Annotated in this window: 26 protein-coding genes and 1 pseudogene; 1 reads left to right on the forward strand and 26 read right to left on the reverse strand. The window is 39.0% G+C overall.

The window, feature by feature from the left end; all coding sequences use genetic code 11:
* Nucleotides 1-19: 19 nt before the first annotated feature.
* The 8 genes from HCJ66_RS09130 to HCJ66_RS09165 form a co-directional block, all read right to left on the reverse strand.
* Complete coding sequence (locus HCJ66_RS09130) at nucleotides 20-1,294, reverse strand: nucleotide sugar dehydrogenase (RefSeq protein WP_187132854.1); 1,275 nt, start codon at nucleotides 1,292-1,294, stop codon at nucleotides 20-22.
* 29 nt (nucleotides 1,295-1,323) lie between these two features.
* Nucleotides 1,324-1,695: a DUF4352 domain-containing protein gene (locus HCJ66_RS09135; RefSeq protein WP_181676903.1), complete on the reverse strand. Its 372-nt coding sequence runs from the start codon at nucleotides 1,693-1,695 to the stop codon at nucleotides 1,324-1,326.
* Between the two features lie 18 nt (nucleotides 1,696-1,713).
* A complete protein-coding gene (locus HCJ66_RS09140) occupies nucleotides 1,714-2,181 on the reverse strand; it encodes a DUF4352 domain-containing protein (protein WP_187132855.1) in 468 nt (155 codons plus the stop codon).
* 35 nt (nucleotides 2,182-2,216) lie between these two features.
* Nucleotides 2,217-2,858: a Crp/Fnr family transcriptional regulator gene (locus tag HCJ66_RS09145; protein WP_187132856.1), complete on the reverse strand. Its 642-nt coding sequence runs from the start codon at nucleotides 2,856-2,858 to the stop codon at nucleotides 2,217-2,219.
* Between the two features lie 126 nt (nucleotides 2,859-2,984).
* Nucleotides 2,985-3,566, reverse strand: a complete 582-nt coding sequence (locus HCJ66_RS09150) for a Crp/Fnr family transcriptional regulator (RefSeq protein ID WP_187132857.1) — start codon at nucleotides 3,564-3,566, stop codon at nucleotides 2,985-2,987.
* A gap of 327 nt (nucleotides 3,567-3,893) precedes the next feature.
* On the reverse strand, nucleotides 3,894-4,553 hold the full coding sequence (locus HCJ66_RS09155; RefSeq protein ID WP_187132858.1) for an SGNH/GDSL hydrolase family protein: 660 nt from the start codon (nucleotides 4,551-4,553) through the stop codon (nucleotides 3,894-3,896).
* Nucleotides 4,554-4,676: 123 nt separating this feature from the next.
* Nucleotides 4,677-7,547, reverse strand: a complete 2,871-nt coding sequence (locus tag HCJ66_RS09160; protein ID WP_187132859.1) for an immunoglobulin-like domain-containing protein — start codon at nucleotides 7,545-7,547, stop codon at nucleotides 4,677-4,679.
* 87 nt (nucleotides 7,548-7,634) lie between these two features.
* Nucleotides 7,635-10,505 carry an immunoglobulin-like domain-containing protein gene (locus HCJ66_RS09165; RefSeq protein WP_187132860.1) on the reverse strand — a complete coding sequence of 957 codons (2,871 nt, stop codon included), beginning with the start codon at nucleotides 10,503-10,505 and terminating at the stop codon, nucleotides 7,635-7,637.
* A 901-nt stretch (nucleotides 10,506-11,406) separates the two neighbouring features.
* Between HCJ66_RS09165 and HCJ66_RS09170 the strand changes: the two genes are divergently transcribed.
* Entirely contained in the window at nucleotides 11,407-13,683 is a 2,277-nt protein-coding gene (locus HCJ66_RS09170) for a Cna B-type domain-containing protein (RefSeq protein WP_187132861.1), read from the forward strand.
* Nucleotides 13,684-13,771: 88 nt separating this feature from the next.
* Here HCJ66_RS09170 and HCJ66_RS09175 read toward each other — a convergent pair whose 3' ends face one another.
* The 18 genes and pseudogenes from HCJ66_RS09175 to HCJ66_RS09260 all read right to left on the reverse strand — a co-directional run.
* A complete protein-coding gene (locus HCJ66_RS09175; RefSeq protein ID WP_187132862.1) occupies nucleotides 13,772-14,056 on the reverse strand; it encodes a hypothetical protein in 285 nt (94 codons plus the stop codon).
* Between the two features lie 116 nt (nucleotides 14,057-14,172).
* On the reverse strand, nucleotides 14,173-15,249 hold the full coding sequence (locus tag HCJ66_RS09180) for a threonine aldolase family protein (protein WP_187132863.1): 1,077 nt from the start codon (nucleotides 15,247-15,249) through the stop codon (nucleotides 14,173-14,175).
* A gap of 2 nt (nucleotides 15,250-15,251) precedes the next feature.
* Nucleotides 15,252-15,902: a DUF998 domain-containing protein gene (locus HCJ66_RS09185; RefSeq protein ID WP_187132864.1), complete on the reverse strand. Its 651-nt coding sequence runs from the start codon at nucleotides 15,900-15,902 to the stop codon at nucleotides 15,252-15,254.
* 71 nt (nucleotides 15,903-15,973) lie between these two features.
* Nucleotides 15,974-16,390: a DUF960 family protein gene (locus HCJ66_RS09190; protein ID WP_187132865.1), complete on the reverse strand. Its 417-nt coding sequence runs from the start codon at nucleotides 16,388-16,390 to the stop codon at nucleotides 15,974-15,976.
* A 4-nt stretch (nucleotides 16,391-16,394) separates the two neighbouring features.
* Nucleotides 16,395-16,562, reverse strand: a complete 168-nt coding sequence (locus HCJ66_RS09195) for a hypothetical protein (RefSeq protein WP_187132866.1) — start codon at nucleotides 16,560-16,562, stop codon at nucleotides 16,395-16,397.
* Nucleotides 16,563-16,754: 192 nt separating this feature from the next.
* Nucleotides 16,755-17,051 (reverse strand): hypothetical protein, encoded by a 297-nt coding sequence (locus HCJ66_RS09200; protein ID WP_187132867.1) that lies wholly within the window; start codon nucleotides 17,049-17,051, stop codon nucleotides 16,755-16,757.
* 222 nt (nucleotides 17,052-17,273) lie between these two features.
* Nucleotides 17,274-17,753, reverse strand: coding sequence for a DUF6985 domain-containing protein (locus tag HCJ66_RS09205; RefSeq protein WP_187132884.1), 480 nt, complete (start codon nucleotides 17,751-17,753; stop codon nucleotides 17,274-17,276).
* A gap of 31 nt (nucleotides 17,754-17,784) precedes the next feature.
* Nucleotides 17,785-18,213 carry an SMI1/KNR4 family protein gene (locus HCJ66_RS09210; protein ID WP_187132868.1) on the reverse strand — a complete coding sequence of 143 codons (429 nt, stop codon included), beginning with the start codon at nucleotides 18,211-18,213 and terminating at the stop codon, nucleotides 17,785-17,787.
* 82 nt (nucleotides 18,214-18,295) lie between these two features.
* A complete protein-coding gene (locus tag HCJ66_RS09215) occupies nucleotides 18,296-18,643 on the reverse strand; it encodes a YrhA family protein (RefSeq protein WP_187132869.1) in 348 nt (115 codons plus the stop codon).
* Between the two features lie 59 nt (nucleotides 18,644-18,702).
* Nucleotides 18,703-19,137 carry an SMI1/KNR4 family protein gene (locus tag HCJ66_RS09220; protein WP_187132870.1) on the reverse strand — a complete coding sequence of 145 codons (435 nt, stop codon included), beginning with the start codon at nucleotides 19,135-19,137 and terminating at the stop codon, nucleotides 18,703-18,705.
* 42 nt (nucleotides 19,138-19,179) lie between these two features.
* The gene (locus HCJ66_RS09225) at nucleotides 19,180-19,614 is read right to left on the reverse strand and encodes an SMI1/KNR4 family protein (RefSeq protein WP_187132871.1); all 435 of its coding nucleotides are present in this window, start codon (nucleotides 19,612-19,614) and stop codon (nucleotides 19,180-19,182) included.
* A 2-nt stretch (nucleotides 19,615-19,616) separates the two neighbouring features.
* On the reverse strand, nucleotides 19,617-21,083 hold the full coding sequence (locus tag HCJ66_RS16345) for a T7SS effector LXG polymorphic toxin (protein ID WP_187132872.1): 1,467 nt from the start codon (nucleotides 21,081-21,083) through the stop codon (nucleotides 19,617-19,619).
* Nucleotides 21,070-21,372 carry a hypothetical protein gene (locus tag HCJ66_RS09235; RefSeq protein WP_187132873.1) on the reverse strand — a complete coding sequence of 101 codons (303 nt, stop codon included), beginning with the start codon at nucleotides 21,370-21,372 and terminating at the stop codon, nucleotides 21,070-21,072. The genes HCJ66_RS16345 and HCJ66_RS09235 overlap by 14 nt, the downstream gene beginning before the upstream one ends.
* 27 nt (nucleotides 21,373-21,399) lie before the next feature.
* The gene (locus HCJ66_RS09240) at nucleotides 21,400-21,687 is read right to left on the reverse strand and encodes a TIGR04197 family type VII secretion effector (RefSeq protein WP_187132874.1); all 288 of its coding nucleotides are present in this window, start codon (nucleotides 21,685-21,687) and stop codon (nucleotides 21,400-21,402) included.
* Between the two features lie 235 nt (nucleotides 21,688-21,922).
* The gene (locus HCJ66_RS09245) at nucleotides 21,923-22,633 is read right to left on the reverse strand and encodes an SMUG2 DNA glycosylase family protein (RefSeq protein WP_187132875.1); all 711 of its coding nucleotides are present in this window, start codon (nucleotides 22,631-22,633) and stop codon (nucleotides 21,923-21,925) included.
* 234 nt (nucleotides 22,634-22,867) lie between these two features.
* The gene (gene rlmH / locus HCJ66_RS09250) at nucleotides 22,868-23,347 is read right to left on the reverse strand and encodes a 23S rRNA (pseudouridine(1915)-N(3))-methyltransferase RlmH (RefSeq protein WP_187132876.1); all 480 of its coding nucleotides are present in this window, start codon (nucleotides 23,345-23,347) and stop codon (nucleotides 22,868-22,870) included.
* Between the two features lie 251 nt (nucleotides 23,348-23,598).
* Nucleotides 23,599-24,102, reverse strand: a complete 504-nt coding sequence (locus HCJ66_RS09255; protein WP_187132877.1) for a hypothetical protein — start codon at nucleotides 24,100-24,102, stop codon at nucleotides 23,599-23,601.
* Nucleotides 24,092-25,094 (reverse strand): annotated as a pseudogene (locus tag HCJ66_RS09260) (hypothetical protein); the annotation flags it as partial. The pseudogene HCJ66_RS09260 and the gene HCJ66_RS09255, both read right to left, overlap by 11 nt.

Here is a 25,094-nt window from a genome sequence, read left to right on the forward strand (position 1 = left end):
GCATCCTTTGAGTCATTTTTTAAATGTGCACTAATTTCTGACCAACCTTTGAGATATTACCCAAATGATAGTAATTTTCAGCACCTTGATATTTTTCTGCAATATGTTTTGTGTCGATAATCATGGCATCATTCGTATTTTCAAAATCGCTAGGTTGTAGTGATTTAAATTCACTATGATCGGTTAAAATTAATACTAAATCAGCTTGATTCGTTGCCGTATTGAGGTCCGTTTCAACAAAATCCGCCTGAACGTGTGGGTCATATGCAACAACTTCATAGCGCGAATTGTTCTTCAACATTTCATAAATCTCCATTGCTGGACTTTCACGAATGTCATCGATGTCGCCTTTGTATGTTAGTCCCATCACAAGAATTTTCTTGTTCGCTTCGTATTCAAGCGCTTCTTCGGCTTTTTGAACGACGAATTCTGGCATGCTTGTGTTGATTTTCCGAGCTGTTTGGATTAGTGGTGAAACGGTTGGAGCTTCTGCTGCGATAAAATATGGATCAACCGCTAAACAGTGTCCACCAACGCCGGGACCTGGTAAATGTAAGTTCACACGCGGATGTTTATTAGCCATTTTGATAACATCTAGAGAATCAATGCTTAGCTCATCACAAATTTTGACTAGTTCATTGGCAAGTGCAATGTTGACGTCGCGATATGTGTTTTCCATTAGCTTGGACATTTCCGCTGCGGATGCGCTCGTTTCGATTAGTTCACCTTCAACGAATACACTGTAGATTTCTTTACCTTTTTGCGTACAAGCTGGTGTCATTCCGCCGATGATGCGGTTGTTATGAATGAGTTCGTGTAAGACTTGGCCTGGTAGTACGCGTTCTGGACAATGAACTAGGAAGATGTCCTCACCGATGTTAAATCCTTCTGCCTCGAGCATTGGCTGCACATGATCTTCCATCGAACGTGGAGCAATTGTCGACTCGACGATGATTGTATTACCTTTTTCGAGTACTGGTAGCACCATGTTTACTGCTGACTTCACGTAATCAAGGTTACATGATTTTAGCTCATCATCGTTGTTTGGTGTTGGAACGGAAATAATGAACACCTCAGATGGCGTCACTTCCATGCCAACTTCGAATTTTTTCGCTTGTAGTGCGTCGTTTAGCGCATCTTGCAAACCAGGTTCTTCAATATGAACGCGACCTTGGCTTAACTCTGCTACAACTCGCTTATTCACGTCTACTCCGTGCACCTCTTGATTGTGATTCGCAAACATTACAGCGGTTGGAAGACCTATATAACCTAAACCTAAAACAGTGATTTTCAAATTGGAACATCCTCTCTATTTCATACCATTTATTTTTTAATCGATATATGCCATTCTGCTAAACAAGTTTCTGACGGCTTGTATGCTAAATTGGCTTTTTTTATCTTGCTTGGGATTACAAAGGTAACATCGCCCATTATCGTTTCACCAGCTTTTACTGGTTGACCGAATGCATTAGAATCCGTGTCAATATCGTATACCTCTTTGTTTGCTGCCAAACAAAAATCAATCGATCCGATATCTTGCGTGTTACCTGCATTATTCTTGATTTCCATCGTAATGAGTACTTTCGTCTGATTATTATTCGTCGGAATCGTCTCAACGGTATCGATATTTAAAATAAAATTGTTAGCATCTTGCTTCTCGTACACATATGCTTTTGGTGCGAAACCTAATTTCATATCAGCACTTCCCTTCTATTATTCTTCGATGTCGATTTTCCACTCCGCTAGACTCTCTTTGGCTGGTTTATATTGTACAGTCCCTTTTTCAACAGAATCTGGTACTACAAAAGTAACATCACCATCGAGCGACGCGCCTGCTTTAATCGGTTGACCGAATGCAATGGAATCTGGATCAACAGTGTACGTTTTGTCTGCCGTCTTCAGAACAAAATCAATGGAACCGATATCTTGCGTCATTGGACTGTTATTTTTAATAGTCATCGTTACAATCACTTTATCTTTCGTTTTTTGTGTTTTGACAGTCTCTACTTTTTTGACATTCATAATTAGGTTGTTGGCGTCTTGTTTTTCGTAAGTAATTGGTGCATCTGCTTTTGCCGCTTTGCTACTGTCATCACTAGTGTTGGAGCATCCTACCAATAACGTTAGCGCGCTTGCTCCGATGATACATCCTGTTGCAACTTTTTTTAATACTTTATTCAAAATCTTGCACATCCTTCTTTATTATTATTTAGAATCTATGTTTGCCATAGAAACTGTGGGTTAATAAACATTTGATTGTCAATAAATTTCAAGCTATTATTTTGTTCTAGCTTTCGTATCTCCATGCTAAGCGTTTTACGTGATACTTGTGCATAGCTTGCGAGACCTTTTTTTGTCATAAAATCGGGAATACCGTACCAACCAGACTCTTTGTCAGACATCATTAAAATATCGTCATTGTATAGATTCTGTAAGGCATTTTTTACTTTTAACGATGTCTTTTTGTAAATTTTTGAAGATTCAGTATATATTTTAGATAAAACTCTTGCATGTGATACCAAAACCAGTTCCATATAGGAAGGCTTTTTCAGCGCATATCTTAAAAAAATATCTCTGTCAATCTCGATAATTTCCACTTCTGTGTCACTTATTAAGGTTATTTCTCTTGGTGTACCTTCAAACAAAGCATCTAAATCTAACAGGTAAAAGCCTTTTAAGTATGTTAGAATTCGTTGTTCACTTCCTGAGTCATTCTCTAAATGCAATATACCGCCTAACACAAGAATAATTTTTTCTTCCACAAAAGGGAAAATTGTATTAGCTGGAAATGTTTTTCTCGTTTCTCCATAATCATTTTCCAACCACTCTATTAACTCGCTCTCTATGAACGGTGCCACCAGTCTCATCTCCTTCATTTAGAATTATAGCATGGCATACACGAATGTCATCGTTACTTTTAAACACATTTCGTTTTAATTTGTGACTTCTTTTTGACAGCCTGTACATTACGCGAAAGGTCTTTATTAGCCTACTGCTTCTTCTAAATCTTTGAGCTTCGTATAAAAGGTAGAACGTGATACACCGCAATATGAAGCAAGTTTACGTTTTGTGAATAAATCAAACAGTGCCATATCAGAATCCTGACCTTCTTGCTCTAATATATCGTGAATGTAGTCCAGATTCATCATGATCGCATCTTGATCTTTCTGCTTGGTGCTCTCGTAAAGCACTTTTTGAAGATGCAGGTTCGTCTTCTCAAGCAACCACTTCATGTAAGGCGGCTTCATCGTCGCATAGTTTAAAAAGAACTCGTAATTCAAGATAATCAGCGTTGTATCGCAATCTACAACCACTTGTCGTTCTTCGATTTCATCTAGATGATTCGGATAAAAAACTTCGCCCGACTGGATAAAGTTAAAAATACAAAACTCATTGTCCACCTTCACTTCAGTATGCAAAACCCCGTGTTTAACAAAAATAATATTGTTGGTGAGTAGATGAGTGGGTAGTATTTCTTTCTCTAGATAGTCAATGATTCTAACCAATTTCGTCGTCGGTTCATTTCGATATAGTTCTTCTACCATTTTTTCTTCAAAATCATTCATCAGTTACCCCCGTCCTTTCTCTATTTCTTATTACACTACTAATACTACCAAACATCCTCGTACTCGATTGTGTAAAAAACACACTTTGCTTTCTAAAGTATTGCAATTTGGCGACGTTTTAGATGTTCCCCTGTTCTAATTTATTGTTCCAGCCTTATCGGAGCGTATGCTTCAAGTACGCAATAAATACATATTTTGATTAGAATACTGCAATCTCTTGGAAGAAAGTAGCTGAATTCACGGCTTTTTAACACCGTCAAATTATGAACTAATTTTCCATAGTATTATCAAAATAATGTTTTTACACGAAGATTCTGTTTGCGTAAGTTAGTATAAACTTTTAATAAAACGCTCTATTATCTTTGCAAGATGTTCTTGGCCTTGATCATTTAAATGGCTTCTATCAGATTTATACGCACTTCCTTCTGTTGAAGACAGGTTCAATGAAGCTATTTCATATAAATTTAAATGCTTGATACCATAGTGTTCACAAACTTCTAATCCGGCATTAACATATGCATAATCGGGAACTCCTAGACTATTCGTTGGTGGCGTGGCAGTTCGAGCATACATCGATATGAAGCCAATTTTTTTATCGGGATATTTTTCAACTAGTCCTTTTAGAAGAACATCTAGTGCACCGTAATAAGTATCATTTTCAGTATCGCCCAAATCTCCAAGTGGGTGATTCCTTCCATAGTCATTAAGTCCTCCGAAAACGGTAATCAAATCCGCATCATCTGCCATGGTTATATAGCGTTCACTCATTGGTTCAGAATTAGTTCCAATTGTAGAACCACTTATACCGTAATCATTGATTTTTTTGATGTGTAGATTTTCTTGGATGTAGTCATAATATTTTTTTTCTGAGTGTGGATTACTTGTATCTGTTAGGCTGTCTCCTAAAACGTTCCAGGTCACCGTTGTCCAATCTACCATCTCAGATTCATTTATTTTCATTGTATTTACTGATGTCATTTTTTCCATTTCGTTCCTCCTGCAATTTTTAATATCATTAGCAAAATAAGGTTTGCACATTTTGTCTCTAATCAATATAAGGGGGAAAGCGTATAGCTCTCCCCCTTATATAATTTATACATGTTATGTTTCTTAGTTTAATGTTACGGCTTGACGATCTAACTCTTGACCATTGTTAGAAAGACCAACGACTTCTAGTTTGTCGCTCGTAGATGTTACTTTGTTGTTCAAGTAGTATTGGAAAGTACCGTCAGCTTTAACAACTGCTAGAGAATCTAGTGTGCCATTGATGAATACTTGTACTTTTACTACGTCTCCTGTTGCTGTTCCGTGAAGGTATTTGTCTGCTCCACCTACTGTGAATGGAGATGTTGCTACTGTTCCTTTTGCTGCTGTTAATGCTACTTTCACGCGGCTTAGTTCTTTTCCTGTTGCGTCAAATCCAACCATGTATACATCGTCGTTCACGGATGTGATACTTGGACGTGCATAGTAATCGTATGAACCGTCGGCATTGACTGCGCGTTGGGAAATTGTTGTTCCGTTAACCATCATTTTCACTTTCACGACGTCACCTGTTGTTGTTCCGTGGATGTAAGAATCTGTGCCACCTACTTGGAAGGCATTCGCTGCGATTGTTCCTGATGTTACTGGTGCTGCTTTCTCTACTTTCACGTTTACGCGATCCATTTCGCGTCCTTTTGCGTCATAGATAACGGCTGTTACCGCATCGTTGGTAGATGCGATTTTGCTACCTACATAGTATTTGAATGGGCTAGAAGCGACATCAATACGTGATAGGGCAGTTCCATTGATGATAAGGCCTAGACGTGCTGCTTTACCAGTGAATGTTCCTGTCACATAACCATCTTTACCGATTGTGAAAGTGTTAGCTGTAATTGTTCCTACTTCTGGTGCATCATTTTTCGATACGGCTACGTTCACACGATTCAATTCTTTTCCTTGTGCATCATAAGCTACCATCGTTACATCGTCGTTTTCTGTTAGAATTTTACCACCAGCATAGTATTGGTACGCACCAGCTGCTTTGTCGATACGGCTGAATTCTTTACCGTTCACGATCATGCTGATTTTCGCTACGTCGCCAGTCAAGTTACCTTTGACATAACCATCTTTACCGATGACAAATGGGTTCGCTGTGATTGTTCCTTGTGTGTTGATTTCTTTTTTCACAGTAACGGTTGAACGGTCTAGTTCTTTACCTGTTGCATCGTAAACAACTACTTCTACGACATCGTTCACGCCTGTGATGTTTCTACCTGCATAGTATTTGAATGGAGAACCAGATGTGTTAATCGTTGTTAGTTTTTTACCATTTACGATAACGCTCATTTTGCTAACATCACCTGTGTATGTTCCTGTGATATAGCTATCTTTGTTGATAGTGAAATCGTTTGTTGTTACTGTGCCTTGTGTTGCGGCTGCTTTCACTGTGATTGTGATGGATTTTGTTGTTGTGTTGCCATCGCTATCTTTGACAGAGTAAGTCAATGGGTACGTGCCTGGTACGTTAGAATTAACGGAACCACTTACTGTGATCGCGCTTGTCAAGTTACCATCTTCTTTATCCGTTGCTGTTACGCCTGTTTTCGCGTTGAATGCTGTGCCTTGATCGATTGTTTTGTTTGCGGCACCGCTGATCACTGGTTTGTCATTGCTTGTTACTGTGATGGTGATGGATTTTGTTGTTGTATTGCCATCGCTATCTTTTACTGTGTAAGTGATTGGGTACGTGCCTGGTACGTTGCTGTTTACTGTGCCACTTACTGTGATTGCGCTTGTTAGGCTTCCATCTTCTTTATCGGTTGCTGTTACGCCTGCTTTTGCATCGAATGCTGTGCCAGCTTTGATCGATTTGTCCGCCGCACCACTGATGACTGGGTTAGTATCACTTACAACCGTTGTTTGTGCTGTCACATCTGGATAATCCACGAAACGGACACCCACTGGACGATTTTCTGGTTGTGCTCTTGACATTTTGAAGCTCCATTGACCATTAGCATCTACAATGGCTGGTGTTGCACCAAAGTCAGCTCCTGTATCTGCGCCAAATACCATTACTTTTTCGCCTGGAACCCCTGTTCCTGTTACAATAGTATCTTTTGTTGTGATTTTATTAATCGTAATATCTTTCGCAGATGGAGAAACTGTAACCGTGATTGTTTTCGTTGTTGTATTGCCACCGCTATCTTTAACCGAATACGTGATTGGGTATTTGCCTGGTACGTTGCTGTTCACGGTACCACTTACTGTAATCGCGCTTGTTAGGTTACCATCTTCTTTATCGGTTGCTGTTACGCCTGCTTTTACGTCAAACGCTGTGCCGGATGGAATCGTTTTGTTGGCCGCTCCGCTGATTACCGGAGCTGTATCCTCTGCATCTAAATCAATGATTTTAACATCAGAAATCACAGTAGTAGGGTCTGAATCCGTTGCAGGGTATCCTCGGAATTGCAATGTAGATTCATTGGATACAGCTGTAAAATTCCCCGTATAGCTTGCTTCCGAAGTATGGAGAGTTCCTACATTAAGTAGATCTCCAAACTTCATACGATTGGTATCGTCATTTTTTGGATTCAATATCCCACCATCAAATACATCCGTAGATAGAACAGCCGACTGAGACTGAGCTCCAGGTCTAGCGTAGGCAAAACTTAATTGATATTGGTGTCCTGGAATAGTCGTGATAGTTTGTTGGATAGTAGAACCTAACGTAAGAGACCCATCGCCATTAAAAGATATGTCTTCGTTAGATTTAACAAATATTTTGTCTTGCAAATGCCATCCAATCCAGCTTGTGGAATTGTTAAATTCTGGATTCTGGATAAGATTCTTAGATGAAATTCCTACTTGTGTTTGTGTTGCTTGTACATTTTCTGCCGCGAACACGTTGTATGGTACGGTCGCGATTAATTGGCTACTTACTACTGCTGTTGTCAGTAGCGCAACCCCTGTTTTTTTCAATACGTTTCTTTTTGTCATATTATTTTCTCCTCTTTTTTAGCAGTTCTATATATTAGAGGGCTCTATGGGAACCCTCTAATATACCCATACTGCTTTATCTAATTTTTAGTTTAATGTTACGGCTTGACGATCTAACTCTTGACCGTTGTTTGAAAGACCAACGACTTCTAGTTTGTCATTCGTAGATGTTACTTTGTTGTTCAAGTAGTATTGGAAAGTACCGTCAGCTTTAACAACTGCTAGAGAATCTAGTGTGCCATTGATGAATACTTGTACTTTTACTACGTCTCCTGTTGCTGTTCCGTGAAGGTATTTGTCTGCTCCACCTACTGTGAATGGAGATGTTGCTACTGTTCCTTTTGCTGCTGTTAATGCTACTTTCACGCGGCTTAGTTCTTTTCCTGTTGCGTCAAATCCAACCATGTATACATCGTCGTTCACGGATGTGATACTTGGACGTGCATAGTAATCGTATGAACCGTCGGCATTGACTGCGCGTTGGGAAATTGTTGTTCCGTTAACCATCATTTTCACTTTCACGACGTCACCTGTTGTTGTTCCGTGGATGTAAGAATCTGTGCCACCTACTTGGAAGGCATTCGCTGCGATTGTTCCTGATGTTACTGGTGCTGCTTTCTCTACTTTCACGTTTACGCGATCCATTTCGCGTCCTTTTGCGTCATAGATAACGGCTGTTACCGCATCGTTGGTAGATGCGATTTTGCTACCTACATAGTATTTGAATGGGCTAGAAGCGACATCAATACGTGATAGGGCAGTTCCATTGATGATAAGGCCTAGACGTGCTGCTTTACCAGTGAATGTTCCTGTCACATAACCATCTTTACCGATTGTGAAAGTGTTAGCTGTAATTGTTCCTACTTCTGGTGCATCATTTTTCGATACGGCTACGTTCACACGATTCAATTCTTTTCCTTGTGCATCATAAGCTACCATCGTTACATCGTCGTTTTCTGTTAGAATTTTACCACCAGCATAGTATTGGTACGCACCAGCTGCTTTGTCGATACGGCTGAATTCTTTACCGTTCACGATCATGCTGATTTTCGCTACGTCGCCAGTCAAGTTACCTTTGACATAACCATCTTTACCGATGACAAATGGGTTCGCTGTGATTGTTCCTTGTGTGTTGATTTCTTTTTTCACAGTAACGGTTGAACGGTCTAGTTCTTTACCTGTTGCATCGTAAACAACTACTTCTACGACATCGTTCACGCCTGTGATGTTTCTACCTGCATAGTATTTGAATGGAGAACCAGATGTGTTAATCGTTGTTAGTTTTTTACCATTTACGATAACGCTCATTTTGCTAACATCACCTGTGTATGTTCCTGTGATATAGCTATCTTTGTTGATAGTGAAATCGTTTGTTGTTACTGTGCCTTGTGTTGCGGCTGCTTTCACTGTGATTGTGATGGATTTTGTTGTTGTGTTGCCATCGCTATCTTTGACAGAGTAAGTCAATGGGTACGTGCCTGGTACGTTAGAATTAACGGAACCACTTACTGTGATCGCGCTTGTCAAGTTACCATCTTCTTTATCCGTTGCTGTTACGCCTGTTTTCGCGTTGAATGCTGTGCCTTGATCGATTGTTTTGTTTGCGGCACCGCTGATCACTGGTTTGTCATTGCTTGTTACTGTGATGGTGATGGATTTTGTTGTTGTATTGCCATCGCTATCTTTTACTGTGTAAGTGATTGGGTACGTGCCTGGTACGTTGCTGTTTACTGTGCCACTTACTGTGATTGCGCTTGTTAGGCTTCCATCTTCTTTATCGGTTGCTGTTACGCCTGCTTTTGCATCGAATGCTGTGCCAGCTTTGATCGATTTGTCCGCCGCACCACTGATGACTGGGTTAGTATCACTTACAACCGTTGTTTGTGCTGTCACATCTGGATAATCCACGAAACGGACACCCACTGGACGATTTTCTGGTTGTGCTCTTGACATTTTGAAGCTCCATTGACCATTAGCATCTACAATGGCTGGTGTTGCACCAAAGTCAGCTCCTGTATCTGCGCCAAATACCATTACTTTTTCGCCTGGAACCCCTGTTCCTGTTACAATAGTATCTTTTGTTGTGATTTTATTAATCGTAATATCTTTCGCAGATGGAGAAACTGTAACCGTGATTGTTTTCGTTGTTGTATTGCCACCGCTATCTTTAACCGAATACGTGATTGGGTATTTGCCTGGTACGTTGCTGTTCACGGTACCACTTACTGTAATCGCGCTTGTTAGGTTACCATCTTCTTTATCGGTTGCTGTTACGCCTGCTTTTACGTCAAACGCTGTGCCGGATGGAATCGTTTTGTTGGCCGCTCCGCTGATTACCGGAGCTGTATCCTCTGCATCTAAATCAATGATTTTAACATCAGAAATCACAGTAGTAGGGTCTGAATCCGTTGCAGGGTATCCTCGGAATTGCAATGTAGATTCATTGGATACAGCTGTAAAATTCCCCGTATAGCTTGCTTCCGAAGTATGGAGAGTTCCTACATTAAGTAGATCTCCAAACTTCATACGATTGGTATCGTCATTTTTTGGATTCAATATCCCACCATCAAATACATCCGTAGATAGAACAGCCGACTGAGACTGAGCTCCAGGTCTAGCGTAGGCAAAACTTAATTGATATTGGTGTCCTGGAATAGTCGTGATAGTTTGTTGGATAGTAGAACCTAACGTAAGAGACCCATCGCCATTAAAAGATATGTCTTCGTTAGATTTAACAAATATTTTGTCTTGCAAATGCCATCCAATCCAGCTTGTGGAATTGTTAAATTCTGGATTCTGGATAAGATTCTTAGATGAAATTCCTACTTGTGTTTGTGTTGCTTGTACATTTTCTGCCGCGAACACGTTGTATGGTACGGTCGCGATTAATTGGCTACTTACTACTGCTGTTGTTAGTAGCGCAACCCCTGTTTTCTTTAATACGTTTCTTTTTGTCATTTTTGAAACTCTCCTCTTAATTCTATTTTTTTGTGAACGTTTCTCTTCGCTATGGAATCGAAACCCCCTGTAACTTCTTTCGTTAGAGATAATCATCAAGTATGCTTTTATTCACATGAAGTATGTTCATACTTTTAAATAGCTTATCTCAAATGTTGTTCCTTGATTTGCAGTTTGTGTCTTTTCACATACACATACCACCTTTCAATAGAGTATTATTCTAAATTTTTAGTGTTTTAAAGGAGACAGGATAGCTCATATAGTTATGTTCGCGCACGTCGCTAGATTTTATCGGAATACAAAAAATATTCAGGATTTATTATCCATTATATCTTTCTTCTTAAATCTAGTGCTGATCATGTCCTAGTTAACGCAAATCGCTGTCTACTTCATACATATTAACATTTAAAAAATCTGGGATGCGTGTGTTTTACACAATTTCATTTACAAATTGTGAACATTTTATATAATTTGCTTATACTAGCTGTATTTAGAATAAGCACTGTAGCGCTGACTGGTCTTGCCTGTCTTTGACTACTCTATACATATTAGCATAGAAAAAATAATCGTCACGCGTGTTTTACACGGTTTGATATACTAATTGTGACTATTTTATATAAATTGTTTTACGGTGAACTTTTATTTTATCCGAGACTCACCATAATACTTGCAGAAAATATTTTCCCTTTTAATAGTAGGTTTATGGATTTACTTGGTTTTATTTTGCTTTATCACGGGACCATTCCTTATTGGCTGGATTTCATGGAAATATGCTTTTGAAATAATGAGTATTCACAAAATCGCCATATTATTCGGATAAAGTGATTAAATAACGCTCGACAATTATTAATTTATTAGTAAAATTATCTGGTAATTACACATAAAAATGGAGGCGGAATGAATGAAGCAAACTTGGAAGAAAACCGTATACTTTCTCATGGCTGTTCTAGTTGTATTGAGCCAGTCACTGATATTAACACCTAGCGCACAGGCAAAACAAGGGGATGATCCGGGGATAACCATAAGTGGTCCGGATACTATTAATTCACGACAACAAGTAGAACTAACCGTCACATTAGCATCCTCTGCTGGAAAACTAAATAAAGATGGCTACGTTACTGTATCTATTCCTAGCTCAGTCGTAGCAGACAAAAAAGATATTTTAGACAAGCTAGTAATTGGAAACCCTTTCCTGTTAGAAGATAACGCTCTAGAAACTGATGCTAACGGAGACTATTTATTAACGGTTCATTATGACCACACAAAAATTGATCAGCAGAGCGCAACAGGGCAAACATTTACAGTCAAATTTAAGGCACCGCGGTTTTATAGCGGGAATCCAGACACTCCTGATTCGGTAACATTTCACGACACGCTTTATAAAGGCAATCAAAAAGTGAGTTCTGATCAAGCTATTTCAGACATAGCAACAGATAATCCTGGCCTACCTTTACTAGAAAAAAGAAGCACGCAGTCGCACAAAGACATTAATGGAGAAAGTGTTTCGTTGATGAGCACGACCAATCCATCTTCTAATATTTTTGCGATTTTAGTTAACTATAGTAGAGCCAATGTGAAAAACGCGAAGTTAGTCGATACAACACCTAAAAATACTGAATTGGCCGATCCTGGAAAATACATTACCGCTTCTGGGGATGCAACGCCGCTTCAACATATACGAATCGCGAAGGTAACGGCATGGGGCGATGACGGCTTCCCGACGGCTTGGAACTATGTCACTGAGCAGTTTTCAGGGAAAATTGAAACCTCAGCGGACGGCTTTTCTATCGATTTAGGCGATTTAACGGAAGATGATAGTTATGTCGTGATGTACGCTGAGAAAGTGGATGATGATATTACCGCGGATACGTTTGGGGTTCGGTACAATACCGTGGACCTTACGAGTAATGATGCGGTTATCAAATCGGCCGATGCTGCGTTAACCATTGATACGTCTGATTACAACTACACAACATTGACAAAAGCGGTTGATAAATCGACAATCTCGACGGCTGATGGTGGCTTGACTTATTCATTGACTCTTGGAAATATGGATGGTACTGTGCCAGCTGGAACAAGAATTGTCGACCCGTTGCCAGACTATATTACGTTTAATAAAACAATAGAGTTTAATAATCACTTTATTTCAGATGCGACGTATGATGCCGACACAAATACGCTGGAATATACTTTGCTCAGAAATTTGAATGTGGGTCAAAAAACGACCGTGAAATTTTTAGCGAATTATTCGAATCCGGATGCGCGTGCTGGCGATGAGATTGTGAACAGATCGTACATTGACTATGCGGGTACGGATATTTATAGTAACAGTATCACGACGACAGTTGAAAATAGTGCTTATTTGGTAAAAAAAGATGCGACAACTGGTAATCCTTTAGCAGGAGCGGTTTTCAAAATTGTCGATGCGCAAGGGATGACTGTTCGCTCTGATTTAACGTCTAATGATGACGGCATGGTGCGTACTGGAATTTTGAGACCTGGCGAATACTCTTTTGTAGAAACAAAAGCGCCAGACCTCTATTTGTTAGATACGACGCCTGTTCCATTTACTGTGACATATGGCGATACAACAACGGTTACACTGAACAAAACGAATGAACTAGCGACATCGGTTGCTGGGCAGAAAACGTGGGATGATAATGGGGATAAAGACGGAAAACGCCCTGCTAGCATCACGATTGACCTTTATCAAAATGGAAAAATGATTCAGTCGAAAGTAGTGACGGCGGATGATGATTGGGCTTATAGCTTCGATCAGTTGCCTAAGTTGGATGCGAATGGAAAAGATTATGATTATACGTTGCAAGAGGAAACTGTAGAGAACTACATGACAATCCAAGATGGCTATAATTTCACGAATGTGTATGTGCCAGATTTGCCTGTTCCGCCGACACCACCTACACCGCCATTGCCAACACCACCAGTACCGGTAACACCGACGACACCAGTTATACCTACTACACCCGTGACACCACCGGCAAATACAATCATCGTGACACCAACGAGCAACACAACACCGACGACACCAACAAAACGTATCAGCAAAGAAACTCGTTTGCCTAGTACTGGGGATGCGATTAATCAAACGCTCATCTGGACTGGCGGTATCCTATTGCTCGCATTAGGTGCTCTAGTTTCTAGACGCAAAAAAGCCTGATAACATAAACTGCTATCAAGCCTACCTTCCTTGTTATGATTTTTAGTGTGATGCTGAAAATCATAACAAGGTTTTTTATTGCATTATATTATTCCGTATCTTCGTAAATGCCTTCTGTCGCAGATAATTGGAAAGGCTCGTCACTCCACGTAATCACGATTTCTTTTGTCAGTTTTACCTCTATTTTTTCGACCAAATGTGGTGTCGACACGATACTTACTGATTGCTCGCTCAAATCGATGAGCAGTGGCGCTGGATCACCGAATTCTCTGAGGTCCAGAAAAATAGCGAGATTCCCGTCCTCCTCTTGATAAATGCGCACCCGATGATCAGAATGCACCTGCCAGCCATGACTCACCATTATTATTACCATCTTAAATCTCCTTCCTCTCTTAGAAAAAACGTTCCAACAACTTCATTTGACTTTCCTGTTCATCCAATAAATAAAAACCGTCCGGCGCAATATCATCCTCAAAAACCTCTATCAACTTATTCGCCTAATTTCTCAAAAACCTGATTCAGCAATGCAACAGGAATTTCCGCCACCGCGTCTCCAACTGATAGCTCAAATCCACATGCACCACCCGGTTTTTCTTGTAAATACCCCGAGCATCCAACACCCGTTTCCGCATGAATTTTTGCCAAAATCGGTTCAATGGCTTCGGCTGACTTCTCAAAATACACATGAAACATATTGGAAACAGGCACTTCCGGCACCGTACGCACACCATCGCACGCATTAAATCGACGCGCCAAATCCTTCGCCGCCTCATAATACTCTCCCATTTTGTCAATTCGTTTGTCAAAATAATAATCCGCCGACACAATATACGGATACAGACTAATCAAATCCCCACCATAACGCCGTTTCCAAATCTTCGCCTCAGCCGTGAAATCCTCGCCCCCAGCCAAAATAGCCCCCGCGATACCGCCAAGCCCTTTATAAAAAGAAACATAAACGCTATCAAAAAGCGCGCAAATCTCCTTTTCCGACTTCTGATAATACGGCGTAACTTCCCACAACCGCGCGCCATCCAGGTGAAGCCTAATCCCATTGTTGCGACAATACGCCGAAATCTCCTCCAATTCAGCAAACGACGGCAACTGCCCACCAATTTCACGTTGCGGCAACTCAATTAAAATACAAGAAACCGGCTCGCTAAGATTGCGAATATCGTCCATCGTCAACAACCGTTCCGCCGTTCCCAGCAATAATGGCTCCATCGATTGCAACTCTCTCAAGGCATCCTGCTCATGAATTTCGAGATGAGAAAGCGGATGATACGCGATTTTTTTGTTCCCCTTCTCGTCCGCCCAAATACGCAACGCTGCCTGCTGCGCCATCGTCCCACTTGGGAAAAACACAGCCGTTTCCTTCCCTAAAAACGCCGCGATTTTGTCCTGAAAATTCTCAATAACCGCGCCATCTCCGTAAATATCACTTTCCAAATCACCATCCACCGCTTCAAAAGCCTCTTTCAAAACACTAGCATTGCGCGGCCCATGTTGCAAAAGTTTATACGTCGTTTTTTTGAATGAATCCTTCAATTTATTGCTGTTTGCCATCTTTATCTCCCCTTATTTCCAAGTTTTATTTGATCTATAGCAAAAATCACTATCGGTAAGTAATTGAAAAAGAAACTAATCCGCTGGCAAAAACCAATTTGATCTAAAATCGGCAAATCATTAACCGCCGGAATCCGCGCTAATCCGTACACACCCGCAGATATAAGGCTGACGATGAAAAGCACCAAGTATGTCTTCCTATGCGTTTTTCGACCTTGTTTTTGGTAAAGCAGAATCAAGAATAACGGGAACAGTAAAAAGCCCGTATACCCCAGTCCAGAGCCAATATTATGTACCCAAGTAGAAAACGTCCAAGTCGCCTGCTCCGTATCAATACTGAACAACCCCGTGAAAATACAATCCCCGACTCCGTATAAACCAATCGCCGAAGCCAGCAAAATCGCCAACGTACGCGAAGTCTTAGCAAACGTTCCGTATATCGCTGGTAACGCTAGAACAAAGAATACCCCAGACACCACCGACCACACTAAAAACGCCCCGCGAACAGGACTTTCCACGTCACCAAACACACTCATCACCATCGTCATTTGGTTCAAGCCCGGATAGAAAATACCCAAAACATAAGGCGTCAAAAAATCACTTAATACGCCCAACAATAGAAAATAGAAGCCATATCTTTTTAAAAAGTTCATTTTCGATCCTCCTGTGATAAAATTTCGAACTTTCGCTTAGTTTACCATATATCGTTTGACGGTAGTATTATTTAGGAACGCCAACTAGCTAATAACCTCTTTATTATACAACAAAAGTGACTTAAGCATATAACATTGCATAGCAAGCAAAAAAGGCAACGCGGGTGGCTACCTTTTTCATACCAGATGATACTTTCTCCTATTTCTTCAATTCCTCTATAGTCTGCTTCTTCGATAATCCAGATGGTGCGATGCATTGGTTTGGTCGTCGTCAAAGTGACATGAACGGTTTTCTTATGCTTTGGCACCTCTTGGCGATGATGAATCGTTTGCCTTTGCGTTTCCGGCTCGATGCTTAGTTCAAATACGTGGAGATAGTCGATTGGTTTTTGACTTTGTTTCAGAATCGTAAAAAGTTGCCAGAGAACGTCTTGAATTTCAAATGGTATTTCTGCATCCACAGCTCTGGTTCTATATTTAGGCTGCATCTGCTTATTCTCCCTTCGTTGTCCATCGCAAAACAGCTTTGACCTTGCCGTTCACTTGCCAAATCACGAGATCATGCGCATTCGTTTCTGGATGTTGACTGATGCTTGCGGTGTATTCCATGTCATCTTGTAGGTATTGCATGGTTAGAAAACGGATTTCGTGTGCGGTCATTTGTAATGCTTGGAAACTTTTCGCTATCTCAGGTATCGTTTCTTCCAGAGCTAACGTGACTGCTTCATAACCAATCTCTTCTATAGAAAGAGAAAGCTGATAGCGTTATTTCATTTGTTGTTGAAACCAACATAGATTTTCTTGCATGTTTTCACCTCTTTTTTTATGTTCCTTTTGGATTTAGTGATGCATTCAGTTCTCCTCTAAATTTGTGAAGCGATGTAATTTCTGGTGTTGAAATAGCAAGGAATAGAGCGGACTATCGGTGTCTCCATCTGAAATGACAACCATTCTCCACGCTTCATACTGGCACGTTCGGACAAAGAGCAGGTCTGGTAGCTTTTTCTTAGGCAGATGTTGGCTGTAGTTTTTGTCCAATGCTTGACGATGTAGCAACTGCATCCGTTCTTGTATCGCTTCTTCTGGAACAGTCCCCACGCCTTCCAACCACAATGTTTCTTGGAAGCGTTCTTTAGTGAAAATATACATGTCTTGTCTCCTTTCTGCATAAAAATAGAGCCAATGCCTGTGTGAGACATTGACTCTTGAATATAATATTTATTTATATTTAGTTTTATTTCGATTCAGGGCTAACATGTATATTAGGGCTATTTACTGCTAATAATTATCAACTCATCTGCTTTACTATTGATATGATGTCAATAGTAATCTTCATGGACAACTTGAATACTTAATCCCTCCATGAACCGTTTATAAAACGATGTCTTGATAATCCACTTCTTCTACTTTTTCATCTTCAATTCGAACACCCACACCATTATCTATATCCCAAGTACAATCAAAAACTAAGCCTATTCTTCTCACGCCGTTCTTTCTAACACGCCTAACAATTAATTGTGTGGGAATTACTAGATTGCCTAATTCCTCAACTGTATTAATCACAGGGGCAATTCTGTCCGCCTCAGCTTCATCAGCCATATCTCTATATTCCTCAAAATTCTCTTCATAGTATTCTAGAATGTCTAGTTCTACAGCATTCATAATTTCACCCATGTTTGTCATGAAATTTGTATATGCTTCGCGTTGAATTGGTGAGAAATTGGCATCTTCTTCCCCATCAATACTCAAAATGATTTCATGTTTTTTTCCAAACATTACAATTGAAGTTTTTCCACTCCAGTACAGATCGAATTCTATTTCACCAAATAAATCATCATTTATTTTTTTGATTAAATCTACCCCTTTAGAAAATCATAGTGATTCATTTCATATAATACAGGTCGTCTTCCATTATTTTTTCCAAAAACTCTTTAAGAGAATTGGCTATCAATGTATCAAACAAATAAATCGGACTTGATTCTCCTTCTCCTAGACCTATTAGAATTGTTGTACTCTCATCACCTTCAAAAAAGACTAATTTATCTTCTTCTATCTCATCAAAAATTTCTATGTCTGGATAGAACTCATAATCATCTGCTCTCAACCTAAAATCTCTCACTGACTCTGGGTCCATTAATCTATTTATTTGATACTCTGAACCTTTAAAGAAACCATAGCCTATTTCTAAATAGAACTGTCTTAATTCATTTGGGAAAGTTAGTCCTAATTCCTTTTCTACTTGTTCAATATCTTTTAGATTCAATGGATAAAAACTGTTTTCAGGATTATTGGTCACAAATTTAAATTGCATTATTTTTTCACTCCTTGCTATTGATTCGAAATGGCTCAAATTCTGTAGCTGATTTTAAGTCGAATACCATCACTTTTTATTACTACTCACAAACACTGTTTAGAGCTGATTCTAACAGTTCACCCAACGATGAGAATTTATTAATGACATCTCCACTGGGCTTATCTAGCTCCATAAAAGCATTTTTCATTCTACTATAGCAATACCAAGAAATATTAGAGTCTCCAAAAAACACATAATCATCTTCCCATTCATTTTCATTCCATATTTCAAGGAATGCTACATATTCAGCGAACCAGGCGTCTCTAGAATAGTCATGAGCAATTAACTTTTTCAATTCCAAAATTTCAGTCTCAGTTGCAGGTAGCTTGGGTTCTTCATCTAAAGGTTTTTGTTCCTCTGCAATTGGTTCTAATATCTCCAAAAGCATCTAAAATCTCCTCCATACGCATTAACCATAACACTTATTAGTTAATTAATACTCCAGTCTTACTTCGTCAATGCCAAATAATAATTATCATCTTTAGACATTAATTGGAGAAATTCATATAGTGAATCAGCAATTTTTGTTTCATTATAAAATATAGGGCTAGTATCTTCACCAGTCACTTTTATAGACATTAAAACTGTTTCATCTACCTCAAAAAATATGAGTTCGTCCTCTAAATCATCATATAAGTCAATGTCAGGATAAAATTCATAATCATATTCTTTCATACGAAAATCTCTTACGGAAATTGGGTCCATTAATCGATTTATATTTCCTTTAGAACCTTTAATAAACCCACATCCTACTTCATTATAAAATTCAAGTAGTTCTTTGGGAAAATCAAACGTTAAGTCAGCCTGAGCTTCTTCAATCATTCCATCTCTTAATAGATAAAAATTATTTTCTTCTTCGTTTAGTAAAAATGAATATTTCATTACAGTTTCTCCTCAAAAAGACATGCTGATTATAAAAAAACATCAATCTACCAAGTCCATATAATACATATCGTCAACAACTATTTTTTGAAGAAATTCAGCTAAAGAATCCGCAATTTTAAACTCATCATAATAAATTTCACTTGGTTCACTATCCACTAACTTAATGGATATCATAGCTGTTTCATTTGCCTCGAAGAAAATCAATTCATCCTCTAAATCATCGTACAGTTCTATATCTGGAAAGAATTCAAAATCATTTTGTTTTAATCTGAAATCTCTCACAGATAGCGGGTCCATTAATCGGTTAATATTTTGCCTAGATCCTTTGATAAAACCATATCCTAAATTTGTGTAGCAATCGATAAGTTCTTGCGGAAATTTGAACCCAAGATCTGCTTGTGCTTGTTCAATTGATTCGATAGTCACTGGATAAAATTTATTTTTTTTATTTATTTTCAAAAATTTATATTCCATCGTTATTTATCTCCTTTAAAGAGCGAATTCCCTGGGGAGCCTGCTCCATGTATTCCTGCTTGATGTTCATTTGGGAATTTAGCTGGATGAATATTCCACCATTCATGATTACCACCAAAATTATTTTCTATGATGTGATGAGCATCGTAAAGTTCTCCTTTATTTCGAATAGCTGCCCCCGTTTTCGTAGAAATAACATCTTCTGAATACGTTGGCCAAACCTGCTTTGTTTTGAGCTCCCATTCAGTGATTAAAGAATTTTTCACTTTATTAAATGATCTTCTGTGAGCTTTAGTTTCTGCTGGGGACATCTTAGTATATTCATTATTTCTTAGAGCATCCTTCAACGCATCAATTTGCACCTTAGCAATTTTTCTACTAGTTTGTTGCTCTACATCTCTAACGTAACTTCTCACTAATCCACTGTTAATTGATTTCTTAATAACAATTCGCTCGCCATATTCTTTAATTTTAAGCTCGGATTCTACCTTATTAATATTGCTTTTCTTATAGATCATGCCACGACTTTTCATCGTAACCATACCAGTCATGACTCCTGCAATGATGGAGAAACTTTGCATCTTGGTTAATGGTTGGTCTGGATTCAGCATATTAATACCTTTAACCGCATTAAGCATATAATCGGTCATAAAATCGCCTGATTCTTCATCTGCTAGTTTGATTGTACCATCTTTTATGGCATCGTTGTAGGCAATGCTTGCTTTGGCGCTTTCTTGGTCGGTGATGCCATTTTTACTCAGCACCCAATAACTGCCCTCCAACGTTTTTGTGTAGTCGTCAAAGTTATATTGCTTCGGTTTTTTCTCGGTTACCATGCCATCTAGCCAGCCCATATGTAGCGCTTTTGTGTTGAAAGTATGACTGACGGTATTGAATGCTTTACTGCTTCGAATCTCTGCTAAGCCTTGCTTCACTTGATACAGCTTGCTCAACACGTCTTGCATCACATTTTGGTGGCTCATGTCAAAATCCAAATAGCGTTCAATGATTTGCATTTCGTGTTGTAATTGTCCCATCGCCGTTTGCATCCCCAATTGCATACCAATTTGCTGTCCTAGTGAGGAACCGCCAGCCATCGATTTCATTTTTACTAATAAGTCTTCATATCGATTTTGGCATTTTCGAACTTCGGCTTGGAGTTCTTGTAGTTCATCGGAATCAATTCGTGCATTCATCGATGGGTCAACCTGATTATGAAAATCGGTGGGATATTTCTTTAAAATTTCTTCGGCATCCGTCATACATGCCTTGGTCGTATCAATAATCGGATAGTGCACCGTTTGGTAGTAGTTCTTCGCGCTGTCTGCAATTTCCCCTTTGATGTCACCATCCGCTATGATTTTCGCGACTGCTTTTCGGTAATTCGTTAGTACGTCCTTTAATTTCTGGGACTCTCTTAAAAACTGCTCGACAAAATAACGTACTTCGCCTATATCAATGCGTGGCATCCACTTTCGCCTCTTTCGCTCGTTCGACGTCGGCTTTTGCTTGTTTGTGTTCTGCTTGTAGTTGATCATCTAAGTTGTAAAGTTTCTTTTGCGTCATACGTTGCTCCTGCGCTAAATCTAATGCAATGGCGCCCAATCTATTCTCCGAGTGGTTTCCCCGCCATGCATTGCCAATTCGTGAAAGCAAATCATCTTGTTGGCGTTTTAACTGTCTGAATTCACGCTCCACATCTTCTAATTCCCGTTGCTTCTCGATACTCCTTCGTACTGCTTCCTCCTGTTGTTTCATCCCTACGTTTCACTCCTCATGTCTGCTTTATTTGTCTAAATGAAGCGCTTTACTCCACATATCCGCCATGACTTTCTCGGAAGCAACAAATGCCTGCTCGACATTTTTCAGATTCTGCACATCCTTGTTGAACGCTTCTGGCATAGCTTGAATCATGTGTGCGGCGTCCATACTACTTTGTACCAATTGGCGTGCGGAACTCGTCGAATAAGACATTGTTGGTTGCAGATTGAACGATATGTCATTCGCGCTACTGCCGATTTCTTTGGCATGTTCTGCTAAACGCCCGCTTGGTAACTGGATTTCCTTTGACATTACTTCCCTTCCTTTCTAGTTGGATTTTCTGTGTAATAATTGGATCATACTCTCATACATATCCTTAATTATACCATTGATTTTATTAGAAAGAAAAGAAGCAACTACAGTGCAAGAAACCAAAAATAAGGTGTACCAGTCACTTTCGATGTAGCCTCACTTAACCTGAAAATACAAAAACAAAATCTACCAAAGCGATCGCATAATTACTATATCAAGACATCGACACTATTTATTATTCCTGGCTTAAAGCGTTAAGATATTTATCCATATACACATCCTTGTGCTTTGCGTTGTATTGTGTAATAAATCGCGGATGCTCTAACGGTATAATCGTATCAAAAAAATGATGTTCTTTATTTATTCTGGATAAAAAATCATAATTCTCCCCGCTTCCAATGCAATAGCACATCGACGTATCTATTCCAAAACCTATCTGACTACGTATTGCACTAATAATAAAAGGAGCCAGGATTTCTTGTAACTTTTTGCTTTCGTAGTAATTACAATTAACTTCATTACCCTTTGAATTGATCCTGACGAGCCCTAGAGGACAAACAAAATTCATGTAAAAATCAGTATAAAACTTCTCACAACCTCCGTATTCTCTAATAACATCATATAAAAAGCCAGATGAAGATTGATTTATATAGAACTTGTCAATAAAAATTCCCGTTTCGCTTTGGAGGTGCTTGGCATCTTCAAAAGGAACTCCTGTTACAGCTGAACCTCGGCGTGCAGGAGAACTTCCCAATATCATACGGCGAGGTTTAGTATCGTTATAGTACTTTTGATAAAATGAAGTCGTTATGTTTCTGACTATCTCTTTTTGATCCCCTCCATATGGATTAATAACGCGAAATCCATCCGGTAAAGCAAGCGATTTAAGAGAAAGCTTTTTATTAAATTGTAATATATGGTCAGCAAAAGTCATTTGTTCAATCATCTGGCACAATCCTTCCCGTTTTATTTCGTATTCCATAAATTATTTTATTAAACCATGCATGGTATACCTAGAAATCAAGCCTATTCGTAGCTGTATAGCCTCTCTTAATACGAAATTAAAAATGAGGCGTACCACCACTTCCCGATACAGCCTCACTTAACCCCGAAAAAATGAATCTAAATCCCTACTTCCACAAACCGCTCTACAAAGCCATTCCCATCAAAAAAAATAGCATCATTTGTGATACGGTTCCCCGCGATTAATCCGAAATGCCCGGTAAACCTGCTCCACCAAAACCAATCGCATTAACTGGTGCGGCAAAGTCAGCTTTCCGAACGACAATTCCTCATCACTTCTCTTCAAAACTCCATCGCTCAACCCCAGCGAACCACCAATCACAAACGCTACCTTGCTCTTTCCATATGTAGCCAATCGATCCAAGCCCTCTGCAAATTCCTCACTACTCTTCTGCTTTCCGTCAATCGCTAGCGCAATCACATGAACGTCATCCGCAATCTTCGCTAAAATCCGTTCCCCTTCTTTATCCTTTACTTGTACCATTTCGGCATCGCTCAACACTTCAGGTGCTTTCTCATCTGGCACTTCTATAATTGTCACCTTCGCATACGGACCCAAACGTTTAGTATACTCCGCAATACCCTGAATCAAATATTTCTCTTTCAACTTGCCTACCGTCAAAATTTGGATATTCATAGTTTACACCTCTCAATTTCCTATACTTGACTACATTATCGCACATTGCTTATATACCAACAATCATAAAACTTTAACATTTTTTACTATTGACTAAGTTTGACTACATTCGAAAACTATTAGGGGCGGACTAGGGGCAAAAGATGGATTATATAAATAGAACACCGATCGTTTGCTGATCGGTGTTTTTACTTCAAGGGGGGTGTAATGTAAATAATAAATCTAGATTCACCACCTGTATATTATTAGTTCTATTTTATCCCATTATAGACTCTTTCTAGCATAGTTTGTGTAGCTTCAACGCTTTTTTCGAGATAGCGATTAGCTTCTGTCTTAGAAATTGGAATATCTATATTTCTTTTACCTGTTTCGTGAGCAGAATACACATCTAACTCCATTTCTTTATTGCAACGTATTGAAATTACTTTTTCCTTTCCACCTTCATTAGACACTATCCTATAATCTATTCCTTCGTCATGAGGTGCCGAAACCATTATTTCTGGTTGCTTATCTATGATTAAGTTGATAACTCGCTTATTCATATCTAGATAATAAGAATCCACTTTATAACCGACTCCTTCAATGTCGTCAGCATACTTCTTTGTATTCATTAATGCATCCAATTGCTCAAAAGCCCCTTTGTTTTCGTATGCATATTCAAATGAGCTCACCTTAAAAACAGACCATACTGCAATGAAAATGATAAGCACTAATATAAACCCCAAGCCTATCCATAATTTTTTTTTAGTAAACATTCATGTTTTCTCCTCGCTCTAAATAATCATAAAAATAATCTACGTGCTTCTGCTTTTCCTTATCAGAATATGCCCCATCTATATGCCTACTACCAAAAGTAGAGGCCTCCATAATACGCTTAACTTGTTGTTTACCTGCAGATTCATTTCCACTGCCATAAGTTTGATAAAATTCTTCTACACGATTAGTGGTATTCTTTTGAATCCCATCATTATATTGAGTCTGTACTTTAAAGATATCTTGTTGATTAGAATTTTTCATACTCTCATACGTATTAATTGCATCTAAATCTGAATTGAAATCAACATCACTATATCGCCCAGAGTCTACATCGCCTTTAAAAGAAATTTCTTCATGCTCATATCCTTCATTAGCAACATGACTAGTGTTGTGCACTCCATTAGATATAGACGGGTACCAAGTCCAACTTTTTTCCGTAAAAGCTGCCATTTGAACTGCTTCATGCGCTAAATCTTTTCGAGCATCAGAATCTAGATGTTGTTCATTTATCTGTTGTACTAAGATTTTTGCATTTTTACTGGATAAACCGTATTGTTTACATAGATCTACTAAATCATCATATCCCACTGTGCCGCAAATGGCATTCCATCTCCTAGCATTATAATTATCCTGAGCGCACGATGCAACAAGTCGATTGAATTCATAAATTACATCTTCATTATCCCAGTTTTCCTCTTCAGCTCGTTCTAAAATTCCTGATTGCAATTGATAAATCAATCCAGCAGTTTTCTTACTCACATTGTAAGAATTCATATAATCTTTAATAATTTCTTCTTTTCCAATATCAGATAGAGCTAACTCCTTCTTATCCTGTGTAGCATAAGCTGTCCACTTACCACGAATTGCATCTATCCAGTTCATATTTAAAGTTGATACATTAAAAACTCCGGTAACTGCATTAAATCCTTTCCCACTACCAACCTCTCTCAACCCAGTCTCCACAGAAGTCATCAAACTTTCTACTTCCGTG

Source organism: Paenilisteria portnoyi, from assembly GCF_014322795.1.
Taxonomy (GTDB): domain Bacteria; phylum Bacillota; class Bacilli; order Lactobacillales; family Listeriaceae; genus Listeria_A; species Listeria_A portnoyi.